This is a genomic window from Cytobacillus pseudoceanisediminis (genome assembly GCF_023516215.1).
Classification (GTDB): domain Bacteria; phylum Bacillota; class Bacilli; order Bacillales; family Cytobacillaceae; genus Cytobacillus; species Cytobacillus pseudoceanisediminis.
The window spans coordinates 664,033-678,739 of record NZ_CP097349.1; the positions used below are offsets into that span (position 1 = coordinate 664,033).

The following is a 14,707-nucleotide window of genomic DNA, read 5'->3' on the forward strand; positions in this document are numbered from 1 at the left end:
ATGACCTATCATATTAGAGTCAGAGCAGGTGCAGTCATTATAGAAAACAATTCGATTCTGCTGATTGAGTTTCAGGATGACAGAGGCCTTCATTACAATTTGCCTGCAGGAGGGGTTGAACCCAAAGAATCTGTTATTGATGCAGTGAAAAGGGAAGCGAAAGAAGAGGCATCTGTAGATGTGACGGTCGGCCCATTGGCATTCGTTTATGAATATGCCCCTAACTTAAATGCATTCAGGTATGGGCAGATACATTCATTGGGCTTACTGTTTGAATGTCAGTTAAGGGAAGGCTCATTGCCTAAAATGCCTTCAGCCCCGGATCCTAACCAGACAGGAGTTAGATGGGTGCCGCTTTCTGAACTGTCCAATATAGTATTGTATCCTAATATGAAAGCTCACATCTTGGAATATGTTAAACATAAAAGAAACATAGATTTGATCGAAGAACACACACTGGATGTGTACGCAATGGAGAAGAAAAAATGAACGAAGAAATAATGATCGATTGCGGTGAGGTCATCCTTAGGGAATACAGGATGGAAGATGTGCCAGAGCTTTATGAAATTACTTTACAGCCGGAAGTATATAAGTTTATTCCGGGTGCACAGGCTACGCTTGAACAGCGTATGAACTGGATGGAGGATTATGAAATTCCTGCGAATAAAAAATTCAGGTCCTCGATGCCTGCCCTGAAAGATGCAGGATATTTGAATTTGGGAATCATACTAAAGGAAACTGGAAAGTTTATTGGCTTTTGCAATACAGGAATAAAAGATGAATTGCCTGAGCCGAACAGGGAAATTGGCTATGCCATCTCAAAACACTACCGAAATAAAGGATATTCCACGCTTGCTGCAAAAGGGCTAATGGGATTTCTTTTTGAAAAAACAGTTCTTGAAAAACTGAATGCCGTTGCATTAACAAGCAATTCCAGTTCCATTCGCGTTCTGCAAAAGTGCGGATTTCAGCATGCTGGAGAAATGGAAATCGACGGAGAGCGATATTTCCATTACATCATCAGAAAAAAGGATTGGGCATCAAATTCAAAAAAAGCCGTAACTGCAAAGACACCCTCCATCCACTGTGAGGGTGTCCCGTCATTCCATTATCTATCTGATTTAGAGTTTGTATTAAATGTGCCATTTCTGTTTTCCTGTTCATGTCCACGGACCTGGTCTCCGCCATTTCCTTTTTCGTGTACCTTTTTGCCGCCGAGTTTTACGTTTGGATAATCTTGTTCCTGCATGGTATTCACCTCCATGTTAATTAAATTATCCATAAAGGAAAAAATATATAAATTTTGGGGTTTTTAAATGGAAATAACACTTATCAGACATGGCAGGTCATCGCAAATGGATAATCACCGCATGAATAGCCGTGAATTTAAAAAATGGGTTGAAATATACAACCGCTTAGGGATTCTTGAGGGTGAGACTTGTTCTTCTGACGCAATTGAAAAAGGGAGTTCAGCATCTTTTTTACTTACAAGTGATTTAAAAAGGTCAATCGAGTCGGCCAAAAGCATAAATCCTTCTGCAAAGATACAGACAGATCCATTATTCAGGGAAACTGAATTGCCCATACCTGCCGATAAATTTCCGGGTATGAGATTGAAGCCAAATACCTGGGCTGTGGTATTAAGGCTACTATGGTTATGCGGCTATTCACAGGGCTGTGAATCATACAGGGATGCAAAATTACGGGCAAAGCATGCATCATCAACATTAACCTCTATTGCAAAAGAACATCACTTTGCTGTTCTCGTAGGTCACGGTTTTTTCAACCATTTAATTGCGAGGGAACTTCAAGAAGCCGGGTGGATCGGGAAGAGAAAAACAGGTTCAAAGCATTGGAATGCGGATACTTACATCTTTTAACGGAGGGGAAGTAGAATGGTAAAACCTAATCTGGCAACCAGATTCAAAACATTTGGACAATATGAATGTCATGGATCCAGTGGGCTTTATGAGTTCTTGTCTTACAAGATTGCAGAGGATGAAGAATTGCTGGTTTTGGCATCTGAAGCGAGAGAAGGCCAGCCTGTGCCGAATTTATTTCTTGGAGCCATTCATTATCTGCTTTTAAGCGGGAAAGAGCATGAACTTAAGGAATATTATTCAAGCTTAGTGGAGAATCCAAGAAACCCTCTTGAATCTTTCCAAAGCTTTAAAGATTTCTGCAGGCTAAATTCACAGGAAATTAAAGAAATAGTAAAAGCAAAATTAGTCCAGACGAATGAAGTTAGGCGCTGTGCTTACTTATACCCTGTGTTTGCCTGGATCTTTCAGCAAACCGAAAAGCCCCTGGCCTTGATTGAAATAGGAACAAGCGCGGGCCTGCAGCTTCTTTGGGATAAATACTGCTACACATATGGTACAGAAGAAACTTTTGGAAATCCAGCCTCGAATGTTCAATTATCCTCTGAAATTAAAGGAGGCCATGTCCCGATTTTACCGCCAGAAATGCCGCCGGTAGCTTCAAGAACTGGAGTTGATCTGCATATAAATGACCTGAATAATGGGGAAGACTTTCTATGGCTGAAATCACTTATCTGGCCAGAACACCAGGAGAGAAGAACTTTATTCGAAAAAGCTGCCCAATGTGTGAAAGAAAATCCAATCAGCCTGTTTGAAGGAGATGGTGTTGAGCTTTTGCCCAGTCTGATTGAAGGTATACCTGATGAACACACAATCTGTGTTTTCCACACCCATGTGGCGAATCAAATGCCCGCTGATGTAAAGGAGAATCTGCTTGGAAAAATAAAAGCAAGCGGACAAAGCAGGGATATCTTTCATATTTATAACAATATCCAGGACCGGAATTTGCATCTGGATTATTATCTGGATTCCAAAGAATATAAGAAATTGGTCGGCCAAACCGAGGGGCATGGACACTGGTTCACATGGGAATTAAATTAAGCTTCCTTACTATTTCGCACCTCTAAAATTTTGAAACTTGACAGCATCTGTTATACTTATCTAGGTAAGTATATATTGTTTTAACCTATTAACAGATATATCTTGCAAATATTAAGTGATAGGTGGAAATACAAATGAGTCAAAAACCATACAGAGTTTTACTTTACTACATGTATGTTCCGATTGAGGACCCTGAGGAGTTCGCAGAGGAGCATAAAGCTTTTGCAATGAGCTGGGCCTAAAGGGGCGTATTCTTGTTGCGAATGAAGGCATAAACGGGACTGTTTCCGGACCAGTGGAACAGACCGACAGGTATATGGAAGCAATGAAGCAGGATCCGCGCTTTGCGGAAATGGTTTTCAAAATAGATGAAGCAGATGGACATGCATTTCCTAAGATGAAGGTTCGTGCCCGTCCCGAGCTTGTAACTCTTCGCCTTGAAGACGATGTGAACCCGAACGAGGTTACAGGCAAATACCTGGAGCCAAAAGAGTTCTTCGAAAGACTTCAGGATGAAGACACAATTGTGTTAGATGCACGAAATGATTATGAATTTGATCTTGGCCACTTTAGAGGTGCGATCAGGCCGGATATCAAAAATTTCCGCGATCTGCCGGAATGGGTCCGTGAAAATAAAGAATTGCTTGGTGATAAAAAGATCATTACGTATTGCACAGGCGGCATCCGCTGTGAAAAGTTCTCCGGATGGCTTGTAAAAGAAGGATTTGAAGATGTAGCCCAGCTTCACGGAGGAATTGTCACTTATGGAAAAGATCCTGAAGTACAGGGAGAGCTTTGGGACGGCCAGCTATATGTATTCGACGATCGCATTGGCATTCCGGTTAACCAAAAGGAGCATGTAATCGTAGGCAAGGACTACTTCACAGGCGAGCCATGTGAACGCTATGTCAACTGTGCAAATCCTGCATGCAATAAAAAATCCTATGCTCTGAAGAAAATGAGCATAAATATATGCGCAGCTGTTCTGATGAATGCCGCACGCATCCTCGGAACCGTTATGTTGCTGAACACGGCCTTTCCGAGTCAGAAGTGGAAGAAAGATTAGAAGAAGTAAGAGCATAGATGTTTGGAGCAGATTTTCCTTTATGGAATCTGCTCTTTTTTTATTGGAAATTTCATGAAAACTGATATAATATTCTTAAAATTTTTAGGTGGGTGGGATATGGAGAATTTACTGTTATTTCTGTTTATGTCGTTTCTGCTTGTCATTTTGCCGGGACCTGATACTGGCATCCTAATTCAAAACACGATTTCGAGCGGGAAAAAAGCGGCATTAAAACGATGTTCGGATCTGTCGCCGGGCTGATGGTCCATACAATGGCCGTTGTATTTGGCTTATCGGCATTAATTGTAAAGTCTGCTTACATTTTTTCTTTTATTAAGTATGCTGGTGCGATATATCTTATTTATTTGGGCATCGTTTCGTTAAAGTCTCTATCAAATAAACAAGAATCAGCGGACATGGTGAGAAAGCATAAGAAGAACAAGTCCCATTTTCTTCAAGGATTTTTCACTTGTGTGTCCAACCCAAAAGTAGCTGTATTCTTTTTAACATTTTTTCCTCAATTTTTAAGTACGGAAGGGAATCACTTTGCGCAGTTTCTTGCGATGGGCTTAATATATAGTCTTATCACAATTATCTGGTTCTTTTTCTACGTATATTTGATTGACTTCTTCAGGGCCTGGCTGAAAAAACCTTCTGTTAATAATGCCATCCAAGGCGTTTCTGGTGTGGTTTTAATGGGCTTTGGCATTAAATTGGCACTTGAGAAACAGCCTTAAGGAAGGGACTGCTTAACCTCTAATATAGGTTAAAGCAGTTTTTTTTATGTTTTAAAGGAGGAATTATACCTTTGATTATAGCTGTTCTCCCCATCTTCTAATTAAATCTGTCATAGCATATTTGTTCTGTTCGAACTGCTTAGCCCGGTGCCCATTTGCGCCAGAAGGATGCGGAAAGCCTGATACTATGATATGTCCTGTAAGTTGTTTGGCTGTGTATAGATGACGGATGATCCTTTCGGCGGTTATTCCCAGCGGGATAATGAGTGCATGGCTATTGATTTGAGCCAGCTCTTCTGGGAATACTTCTGTTGCGTACTCGGCAAGCATCGCTGTTTTTAAAAGATCAGGCTGGTGTCCGGTATAATTATTGCCACGGAAGAAAACCGGATATTTTAGAACAGATGTGGTGTGAAGGAGCGGTCTATTTCGCTCGAAAAGTGTATCAGAGCCATCAATGTGCAGTGCTTCATATAAACCGCATTGATCTAGCATGCTTATTAAATTTCTCCTCATCCCTCCTGAAAAGCTGGCTGCCTTTTTGGTCTCCTTCAGGATTGCATTAAGCTCTTTTTCAGCAGCCAGTCCTTTCATGAATGATTCAAAGGCAATCCTCATTTGGCTCCATCCAGGAGTAATCCCGACGATCACAATTTTTGCGTCTTTATTGATATATTCGTTGTGCGGAGCATAATATATGTCCAAATCCCCACCCTGACTTATTAAGAACTCTTCAGTCATTAATTGATCCTTTGTCAGCGGCTCGCCTTTTGGCAGCTTTTCAATGGCCGGAAGATACTTTGAAAGTAATGAACACTCCATCAAGATCTCCTTCTAATATGAATTGGTATATGAATAATGTTACCAAATCATGAATAATAAAAGCCATCTAAGAGACATTAACAAATAAAAAGGATTCTGCTCATGATTGGACTGATAATAGCTGCCATTCTTTTTAATTTCATTGCATTTACAACAAAAAAGCGTCTGACTAAAAATCAAATTTTACATATATGGACATTCACAATTTCAGCTCAGCTGATATTTGATGTCATGATTGAGTTTAAATATTGGGGATACTGGTACTTTGACAAGGAGCCAAACTGGGCAGGATTGATGGCACATATTGTTCTTGTACCCCCGGTTAACATGATGTTTCTGAATTGGTATCCTTTCAGAGGGGATCTCATTAAACGATTTTCTTATATTATCTTTTGGGTAGTTGCCATTTTGCTGTATGAAGTCATCGCTTTATTGCCCGAGCCCTGGGGATATTTTAATTATGGCTGGTGGAGATTATGGCATGCAGCTTTACTTGATCCCATGCTGCTTTTATTGATGGTCAAATTCTATAAGCTGATTACGAGGTTTGAAGGGGAACTTAAATAACAGTATAAAGGATGATCTATAAGGGGGATGTGCTCTCCCTTTTTGTGTTAGATGAAATGATTTATGGCAGATGACTGTGATACAATTTAAGTATACATATTCCCGGAAGGAGAACATTTGTGGATATTAAATTGAGTCACAAATTGATAAAAGAAATGTGCGGTACTGTCTCCTTCAAAAGAGGGGACGCTTTTTTCCGTAATAAGAAGGTAACGATAAAGAAATACAATGATGATATTTGTGAAGCAACAGTATCTGCTGGTGAGGATTTTTTCGTTTCGGTCGAGAAAACATCCGGAAACAGTTTTAAGACATTGTGCAGCTGTCCAAAGCTAGCTTCGTTTGATAAAGAATGCCAGCATGCAGCGGCTGTGCTGCTGGAAATTTATGATATGCAGCAGCACAGATCGCCCATGATAAAGGATTCAGCAGGCACCCTTGGGGTTTCTCCCGAACACGCCTTAACGGATGGTCTCATGACACTTTTCAGTGAACAGCCAAGAAGGTCAAGCGGTCACCAGCTTCATTTTGAAAACAGGCAGGTGCTACATCCGGAATTCACATGTGTGCCTGTTCATTTGGGGAAGGGGCATTATTTGTTAGCAATAAAATGTACCATCGGCCCAACAGCTGTCCTTGATATCCGGCAATTTCTTCACTCCGTTAAAGAGGGTGAACCAAGCCTATTATCATTATCATTTACCTATGACCCCGCTTTGCATTGTTTCCCGCCAGAATCTGATGCAGTCCTTCACCAGCTGATACAGCTGATACACGATGAATCCATTTATATAAATGCTTTAATGGATGATTTCGATTATACTGCGACCAAGCATATGCTCTTAATCCCTCCATCATCGTGGGAACGTTTGAAGCCTGTTTTGGCGCTCGCTGAGATAGTAAGGCTTGAGATAATGGGAAAAACATTTGAAAGGATGGCTTTTTCAAAGGAACGGCTGCCTTTAAGGTTTGAGCTTAGCGAAAAAGAAGAGAAATGTTATTTAAATGTTTTTGGCCTGGATCGAATGCTGATCCTGGATTCGTATTATGCTGTTCTATCTGGCGGCAAATTAATCACGCTCAATAAAGAAGATTGCCAGCGTTTATATGATTTAACACAAATGCTGGAGTCAGCCGGGAGAAGCCAGATTCCGATTGCTGCTGAACAAATGGAACTGTTTCTGGAAAAAGTGGTCCCTGGACTGAGAAAGCTGGGGGATGTCCATATTTCTGAAGACATGTCACAAAAATTTATGAAAACACCTTTGGTTGCCAAGCTATACTTAGATCGCCTGCGGAACCGGCTTCTGGCAGGAATTGAATTTCACTATGAAAATATCGTGATCAATCCGCTTGAAAGCAGAGAGCCGAAAGGCGGTACGCGGATTATCAGAGATGTGGAATTAGAGGATGAGATCCTTCAGCTTATGGAGGAAAGCTCCTTTGCAAAGACGGATGGCGGCTACTTTCTGCAAAATGAAGAGCTGGAATATGAATTCCTTTATCATGTTGTCCCTAAACTGCAAAAACTGGTGCAAATATATGCCACTACGTCTGTCAGAAACCGTATTTTCAGGGAGAATGCCAAACCGCAGATACGGATAAAAATGAAAAAAGAGCGGACGAATTGGCTGGAATTCAAGTTTGAATTGACCGGTATAGCTGATCAGGAGATACGGGATGTATTATTTGCACTTGAGGAGAAACGGAAATTCTATCGCCTGAAAAATGGCGCGCTCCTTTCTTTGGAAACAAAAGAATTTGAGGAAATCCAGCGTTTTCTGAAAGCTGTGCCTGAACAGGCTGAGGATCTGGAGAGCGGTTTGAACATGCCGATTGTATCTGGTCTTAGAATGCTGGAGGCAGCTAGTGATCAGGAGATGTTCCGTCATGAGGAATCCTTCAGGGAGTTTTTAGAAGAGCTTCAGAATCCATCATGCCTCCAGACTCCTGTGCCGGAAATCCTGAATCCTATTTTGAGGGAATACCAGAAAAACGGCTTTAAATGGTTAAAGACAATGGCGCATTATGGATTTGGCGGCATTTTGGCTGATGATATGGGACTGGGGAAGACGCTGCAAAGCATTGCTTTTATTCAGTCTGACCTTAAGGAGATTCGGGAATATACCGCTCCTGCACTTATTGTGTGCCCTTCATCCTTAACATATAACTGGTTAAGCGAACTGACGAAGTTCACACCGGACATCCAGGCTATTGTCATCGATGGAACTCAAAATGAACGGGCTGAGCTTCAAACGGATTTATCTGGCATTGATGTGGTGATTACTTCCTACCCCTTGGTGCTTAAAGATATTAAATGGTATGAAATGCAGGATTTTTACACTGTTTTTTTCGACGAAGCACAGGCATTTAAAAATCCGGTAACCCAAACAGCGAGGGCAGTAAAGAAAATTAAAGCCAAGTATCGCTTTGCTTTAACAGGCACACCCGTTGAAAATTCAGCGGAAGAACTGTGGTCTATTTTTCATGTTGTCTTCCCTGAATTATTTGGCGGCTTAAAGGATTACGGAAATTTAACACGGAAGACGATTGCCAGAAGGGTTCGTCCCTTCATGCTCAGGAGGCTGAAAGAAGATGTTCTTTCAGAGCTGCCTGAAAAGATGGAGCTTATTGATTCTGCTGAATTGCTGCCGGATCAGAAGAAGCTTTATGCAGCTTACCTGGCAAAACTGAGAGAAGATACCTTAAAGCATTTAAATAAAGATACACTCAGAAAAAACCGCATAAGAATCCTAGCTGATTTGACACGGCTCCGTCAAATTTGCTGCCACCCTGCTTTATTTGTGGATGGATATAAAGGGAGTTCAGCAAAATTTGAACAGCTCAAGAGAATTATCGAAGAATCCAGATTGTCTGGAAGAAGAGTACTTATTTTTTCGCAGTTCACTAAAATGCTTGATCTTATTGGCCGAGAACTTGCCCTTCTGGATCTGCCGTTTTTCTACCTTGATGGACAGACACCTTCCGCGGAAAGGGTGGAAATCTGCCGCCGATTTAATGAGGGAGAGCGCGATTTTTTCCTGATTTCATTGAAGGCAGGCGGTACGGGTCTAAATTTGACTGGTGCAGATACAGTCATCTTATATGATTTGTGGTGGAACCCCGCCGTTGAGGAACAGGCAGCCGATCGGGCTCATCGCATAGGACAGAAAAATACCGTCCAGGTAATAAAATTATTGTCGAGAGGCACCATCGAAGAGAAGATGAATGAACTTCAGGATAAAAAGAAAAACTTAATTGAAGAAATCATCGATTCGAATGAAAGTGCAGCCGGAAGACTGACGGAAGAAGATATACGCGAAATATTAATGATCTAAAAGGAGAGACCCCATGCCAGAAAATAATCTAAAGGGGAGCAGATTCCCTGAAAAGCTGGCAAAGCCAGCAGTACGTGCACTTGAAGGGGCAGGCTATTTTTCACTGGAACAGCTAGCCGCTGCCACTGAAGCAGAATTGCTGGAACTTCACGGAATGGGACCGAATGCCATGGAAAAACTTCGCAAGGCAATGGCGGACAATGGTTTGTCATTTAAAGGTTAGTTTGGAAGACGCGACTCTTGAGGCGCGTCTTTTTTTGGCTGTCGTATATTTAGGTTTTTTTAATTACTTAGTTTAATTTGCTGAGTTGATCTTCGCTGTGGGCACTTGATCTCGAAAATGCTGACGCATTTCCTTCGTGCGGTGTTGATTCGAGGAAGTTTATTCAATGTCCTGCGGGATCACCGCACGCCCCGCAGAAAGCAAGTGCCCCGTGCTGAAATCAACGGGCAGAATTCATAGGCAACAACGACAATCTATGAGAAAAAGTCTTCTTAATCTATCAGATTAAAGGAGGGATTTTCCAATAGTTAGAGAAACTCTTAGTATTAAAAGTTTGGAGGGATTCCTATGTGTAAAGTTGTTTCGCAGGAGTTTAAAGCAGTAGTCATAAAGAACAAGGGTCTTTTTAAGGATTATGCCGGCTTGGTGCCTGAAGCAGCTCAGAGCTTCTTGAAGCATGGCCATCTTGTACAGCATAGCAGCGGACTGGAAGTGACCATTTATGAACCTAAAAGAGGGGAAGACCACTTAGAGGGAATATTTTTTGTCGGTTACTTAGTTCATGAGAAACCTGATACGCTGCCAGATGGGATGGAATATATAGAGGTACAGCATACTTATGCATCAATCAGAGGAAAGGGAGCTGACATGGGCGGCCTGTATGCGCGTCTTAACAATTGGATTAAGGAGCAGGGCAATACGCAGGATTCCGCTGATCATTATATTTTGGAAGTTTATTATCCGGTTGAAAATGAGGATGAGGATGTAGAAGTATACATTCCAGTCAAAAACTAACCGCTCAAATTCTGAGCGGTTGTCTGTCTTAGATCTCTTTCGACGAAATCGGGAGAAAGAGCTTTATGCCCCTTTTATTAAATGGAAGCAATTTAAAATCGGCTATCAAATGACTTATATAACCCGCAAGGCATGTATAGAATACACCCTCTATGCCAAGTGATGCTTCAAATTTCGCAGAGATGAATCCAAAAAAAATAACACCCAGGATGGAATGAGTATAACTGCGGTGGGAAACGAAGGAAGCTATTAATATATAAACCCCAAATAATATCAGCCAAAGTTCCTGCAAAGAGATGCCTCCCGCCAGGACGCCAATTCCGGTAATGGTCAGCATATGCTTTTGCCTGATTTTCGCAGAAATGGCAGTCATACTGATCCCTATAGCGATTCCCAGCCATTTCTCTTTCGGCGAGCCTTCATAGAAGCTATAGATGATCATTAAAATTCCTATGATTTGTGCAACTGTCCGAACGACTTCATGTGAAAGTGTAAGCCGGTCACGAAGTTTTCCATCAATGTCGAGGTCCGGAATTAATCCAGAAACGCTGCCGAGTCCTACTAATAATAGAGTTGTGGATGGGCTGGCATGAACAGTGTTCGCAACCACGTATCCTGCTGCTGCTCCAATAGCTGCATGGGCGGTACCATTCAATATAATTTCCACCTTTATAATATATTTGCATTTTTTTCATGCATTCTTATATTATATCAAAACATTTGTTCTGTTTAGGGGTTAATAGATTATTTTGTTATTTAGGGCTAAATTCCCCTCAGAGTTCATTATCCTGGGCATACTTAAAACAGTTCATGGTATAATGAACAATACATTGAGCTATAAGCATACAAAATAGAATTTGTATCTAAGGAAGGTATTTATGTCAGAGGAAAACATAACGAGGATTCATTTAGACGGCAAGGAATACATACTGATAGGAACAGCACATGTTTCAAAGCACAGCGCGGAACAAGTGAAGGAAGTCATAGAGGCTGAACAGCCTGACTCTGTTTGTGTGGAATTGGATGAACAGAGATATCAATCGATTACAGAAGGCAGCAAGTGGAAGGAAATGGATATCATCCAGGTAATTAAGGAGAAGAAGGCATCACTGCTTTTAATGAATCTGGCGATTTCATCCTTTCAAAACCGCATGGCTGACCAATTCGGCATTAAAGCCGGCCAGGAAATGATTCAGGGAATTGAATCAGCAAAGGCTGCCGGGGCAAAGCTTGTTCTGGCCGACCGGAATATCCAGATTACCTTTGCAAGGATTTGGGGTAACCTCGGATTAAAAGGAAAATCCCTGCTTCTTAGTCAAGTAGTAGCAAGTATTTTCAGCAAGGATACGATAACTGAAGAAGAACTTGAGAAAATGAAAAATCAGGATACGATAAATGCGATTCTAAATGAATTTACAGATAGTTTTCCGCGATTAAAGAAACCGCTCATTGACGAACGGGATCAGTACCTGGCACAAAAAATTAAAGATGCACCAGGAGAAAAAATAGTAGCGGTGCTTGGGGCAGCCCATGTACCGGGGATCAAAGAGGAAATCAAAAAAGAACAGGACATGGCCAAATTGACTGAGCGCCCTCCAAAATCCAATGTTCCAAAGATAATTGGCTGGAGTATTCCGGTGTTCATTTTAGCCATAATCGCCTATACATTCTTCGCAAATCCTTCTGCGGGTCTTGCGCAGACTATCAGCTGGATTATTTGGAATGGCTCCTTGTCGGCGCTGGGGGCTGCCATTGCAATGGGACATCCGCTCACCATTTTAACTGCCTTTGTTGCAGCGCCAATTACATCATTGAATCCCCTTCTTGCAGCAGGCTGGTTTGCCGGACTGACTCAGGCTTATATAAGGCGTCCGAATGTAAGGGATTTTGAAACCTTATCTGAAGATGTCTTCAGTGTTAAAGGATTCTGGAGAAACAAAGTGAGCCGGATTTTATTGATTGTTGTCCTGTCCAATCTGGGCAGTTCGCTGGGAACCTTCATTGGGGGAGCCGATGTAATCAGAGTGTTTTTTGAAAATTTATAAGAAAGCTTTTCTGGGATGAAATCAAAATGATTTCATCCTTTTTCAATTTTAATGAATTTTTTATACTTCCAAAAAAATAATGAAGAAGGCCAGATGGCCGATTTTGGCAGCTGGCACTTCTTTCATTATCTGTCAGCAGCAATCGCTTTTCTCTTATAAAGCAAGGACCCCAAAAGAAAAGTAACGGCTCCCCATATCACCATCACGCCAATTCCTGCCCAAAGTGCTGCTGTAGCAATGCCGGTTTCATACACCATGCTTTCCCTTAAGCCTTCAGCAAAATAGGTTAGCGGCAGGATGCTGGATATTGGCTGGATCCATTCAGGCATCGTTTCAATAGGGAAGAACACTCCGCTTAAAAACATCATGAGAAAACTGCAGATATTGGCTACTCCCATATAAGCTTCTGTCGTTTTGCTGAAAGATGAGAAGAAGTAGCCAAGTGCATTAAAGGATAAAGCACCGATCAGGAATACGATAATCAAGGTAATAGGATTAATATAAAGATTGGCGCCAAATACGAGGACACCTATTAATGAAAGCAGGATGATCTGCACAATACTGAACAACAGCCTCATAACCATATCACTTAATCCGAAGATGCCCATATTTGCCGGTGTCATACGCAGCCTTTTGATTAATCCCTTTCTGCGCATGTCCACCAGGTCCACCATGCCAAACATCCCGCCCTGGGCAATGGATAAAGCTATCATCCCAGTTAAAAGGAAATCTGTATAATCCAATTCATTGGTGCCGGAGGTTATCGATTCATATTGCAAATCATATTTCGGAGAAGCACCTGCAGCCATTAAATTGGCCTGCTGGACAAACTTATCCAGAATGCTTGAAACTGCCTGGGCTGCGGCACCCTGTTCATTTTCTTTGTTTATTACAAGGAAAACAGAGGAAGCCTCTGCCGACTCCGGCAGGATGATGGCGGCATCCACTTCCTGATCTTTTACCCATTCCTCCGCTTTATCCCTCGTGACAGGCTTTCCTGATTTGACTTCCAAAACGGGAAGTCCGCTGATTTGAGAAAGCATCATCTCTGAAGCTGGATTCGGGCTTGGATCCACAACAGCCACTTCGGTTTTAAACTCTTCATCTGAATTTCCGCTGAAGATGACCATGAAGATAACCATTAGAATAACCGGGAAAAAGATGCCCCAGAACCATGCCTGTTTTTCTCGAAGAGTTAATTTCAGCTGTGCCAAAAACATCATTTTAAATTGATGGTATCTATTAATCTTAATCCCTCCATTCTTTGCCGGTAAACGCAATAAACACATCTTCCAGGCTCATTTCCCGTATAGAGACCTGTTCCACCCCGAATGAATTTTCTTTTGTAAACTTAAATAAGTCCAAAAGGGTTTCTTCAGGCTTTGCTGCCCATATTTTTAGAGTTGCTCCTTCCCGTTCCGTTTTGGATACAGATTCCAGATCCTTCGAAAACATATCAGCATTTTCTGCAGCACTTACGCCATCAAGAAAACTCAACCTTATTTCCCGTTCATCTGTAAGCTTCTCTATGAGTGCGGAAGGGGAGTCAAGTGTGATCACATTCCCCTGATCCACGATGCATACACGATCACTTAATTTTTCTGCTTCTTCCATGTAATGAGTGGTAAGGATGGTTGTTTTCCCTAGTTCTTTAAGATGAAGAATGATATCCCAAATATTTCTTCTGGCCTGGGGATCAAGGCCGGTAGTCGGTTCATCCAGAAAAATGATTTCAGGGTCACTAATCAGCGCCAGTCCAATGGCAAGTCTTTGCCTCTGACCGCCTGAAAGCTTTTTTACATGATTTTTGCGGTGCTCCGTAAGATTGACTATTTCCAGGATTTCTTTGGCTGGCCGTGCATGGTCGTAAAAGGATGCAAAAAGGTTCAGGTTTTCTTCTGGTGTCAATAAATCAAACATGGCACTTGACTGTGGCTGGACGCCAATTTTCTTCTTTATTGAAACTGCATGCTTATTCCAATCGAGGTCGCCAAAATGGATTTCACCGTTATCGGGTGAAACAAGGCCCTCAATCATTTCCAGTGTAGTTGTTTTGCCAGCTCCGTTTGGACCGATAATAGTGAAGACTTCCCCGGCATTAACCGAGAAACTTATATCCTGGACAGCCTTTATTTGGCCAAAGGACTTTTGCAGATTTCTTACTTCTAACACAGTCATTCGTTTTCCTCGCTT

General features: G+C 41.8%; 13 protein-coding genes and 2 pseudogenes. 11 read left to right on the plus strand and 4 right to left on the minus strand.

Annotated elements, in window-relative coordinates; translation table 11 throughout:
- The 6 genes and pseudogenes from M5V91_RS03605 to M5V91_RS03630 all read left to right on the plus strand — a co-directional run bounded on the left by M5V91_RS03605 (position 1) and on the right by M5V91_RS03630 (position 4,724).
- Positions 1 to 489, plus strand: coding sequence for an NUDIX domain-containing protein (locus tag M5V91_RS03605; RefSeq protein ID WP_251174961.1), 489 nt, complete (start codon positions 1 to 3; stop codon positions 487 to 489).
- The gene (locus tag M5V91_RS03610) at positions 486 to 1,235 is read left to right on the plus strand and encodes a GNAT family N-acetyltransferase (protein ID WP_284521721.1); all 750 of its coding nucleotides are present in this window, start codon (positions 486 to 488) and stop codon (positions 1,233 to 1,235) included. Before M5V91_RS03605 ends, M5V91_RS03610 begins: the two co-directional genes overlap by 4 nt.
- Positions 1,236 to 1,316: 81 nt before the next feature.
- Positions 1,317 to 1,880: a histidine phosphatase family protein gene (locus M5V91_RS03615; RefSeq protein ID WP_019382547.1), complete on the plus strand. Its 564-nt coding sequence runs from the start codon at positions 1,317 to 1,319 to the stop codon at positions 1,878 to 1,880.
- A 15-nt stretch (positions 1,881 to 1,895) separates the two neighbouring features.
- The gene (locus tag M5V91_RS03620; protein ID WP_009333623.1) at positions 1,896 to 2,921 is read left to right on the plus strand and encodes a DUF2332 domain-containing protein; all 1,026 of its coding nucleotides are present in this window, start codon (positions 1,896 to 1,898) and stop codon (positions 2,919 to 2,921) included.
- A 134-nt stretch (positions 2,922 to 3,055) separates the two neighbouring features.
- Positions 3,056 to 4,004, plus strand: a pseudogene (gene trhO / locus M5V91_RS03625) (oxygen-dependent tRNA uridine(34) hydroxylase TrhO).
- A gap of 100 nt (positions 4,005 to 4,104) precedes the next feature.
- Positions 4,105 to 4,724 (plus strand): annotated as a pseudogene (locus tag M5V91_RS03630) (LysE family translocator).
- A gap of 75 nt (positions 4,725 to 4,799) precedes the next feature.
- Here M5V91_RS03630 and M5V91_RS03635 read toward each other — a convergent pair.
- Positions 4,800 to 5,546, minus strand: coding sequence for a uracil-DNA glycosylase family protein (locus M5V91_RS03635; protein ID WP_251174957.1), 747 nt, complete (start codon positions 5,544 to 5,546; stop codon positions 4,800 to 4,802).
- Positions 5,547 to 5,648: 102 nt separating this feature from the next.
- Here M5V91_RS03635 and M5V91_RS03640 point away from each other — a divergent pair, with 102 nt between their 5' ends.
- The 4 genes from M5V91_RS03640 (at position 5,649) to M5V91_RS03655 (ending at position 10,469) form a co-directional block, all read left to right on the plus strand.
- Positions 5,649 to 6,113 (plus strand): hypothetical protein, encoded by a 465-nt coding sequence (locus tag M5V91_RS03640; protein WP_009333627.1) that lies wholly within the window; start codon positions 5,649 to 5,651, stop codon positions 6,111 to 6,113.
- Between the two features lie 119 nt (positions 6,114 to 6,232).
- The gene (locus M5V91_RS03645; protein WP_284521722.1) at positions 6,233 to 9,451 is read left to right on the plus strand and encodes a DEAD/DEAH box helicase; all 3,219 of its coding nucleotides are present in this window, start codon (positions 6,233 to 6,235) and stop codon (positions 9,449 to 9,451) included.
- Positions 9,452 to 9,464: 13 nt separating this feature from the next.
- Entirely contained in the window at positions 9,465 to 9,674 is a 210-nt protein-coding gene (locus M5V91_RS03650) for a helix-hairpin-helix domain-containing protein (RefSeq protein ID WP_217032161.1), read from the plus strand.
- A 348-nt stretch (positions 9,675 to 10,022) separates the two neighbouring features.
- Positions 10,023 to 10,469, plus strand: coding sequence for a GyrI-like domain-containing protein (locus tag M5V91_RS03655; RefSeq protein WP_217032159.1), 447 nt, complete (start codon positions 10,023 to 10,025; stop codon positions 10,467 to 10,469).
- A 28-nt stretch (positions 10,470 to 10,497) separates the two neighbouring features.
- Here the strand turns inward: M5V91_RS03655 and M5V91_RS03660 are convergent, their stop codons facing one another.
- Positions 10,498 to 11,124: a metal-dependent hydrolase gene (locus M5V91_RS03660; protein ID WP_019382551.1), complete on the minus strand. Its 627-nt coding sequence runs from the start codon at positions 11,122 to 11,124 to the stop codon at positions 10,498 to 10,500.
- A 223-nt stretch (positions 11,125 to 11,347) separates the two neighbouring features.
- Between M5V91_RS03660 and M5V91_RS03665 the strand changes: the two genes are divergently transcribed.
- Positions 11,348 to 12,514 carry a TraB/GumN family protein gene (locus M5V91_RS03665; protein ID WP_019382552.1) on the plus strand — a complete coding sequence of 389 codons (1,167 nt, stop codon included), beginning with the start codon at positions 11,348 to 11,350 and terminating at the stop codon, positions 12,512 to 12,514.
- 125 nt (positions 12,515 to 12,639) lie between these two features.
- Here M5V91_RS03665 and M5V91_RS03670 read toward each other — a convergent pair whose 3' ends face one another.
- A complete protein-coding gene (locus M5V91_RS03670) occupies positions 12,640 to 13,803 on the minus strand; it encodes an ABC transporter permease (RefSeq protein ID WP_251156832.1) in 1,164 nt (387 codons plus the stop codon).
- Complete coding sequence (locus M5V91_RS03675; RefSeq protein ID WP_251174955.1) at positions 13,763 to 14,692, minus strand: ABC transporter ATP-binding protein; 930 nt, start codon at positions 14,690 to 14,692, stop codon at positions 13,763 to 13,765. Before M5V91_RS03675 ends, M5V91_RS03670 begins: the two co-directional genes overlap by 41 nt.
- Positions 14,693 to 14,707: the final 15 nt, after the last annotated feature.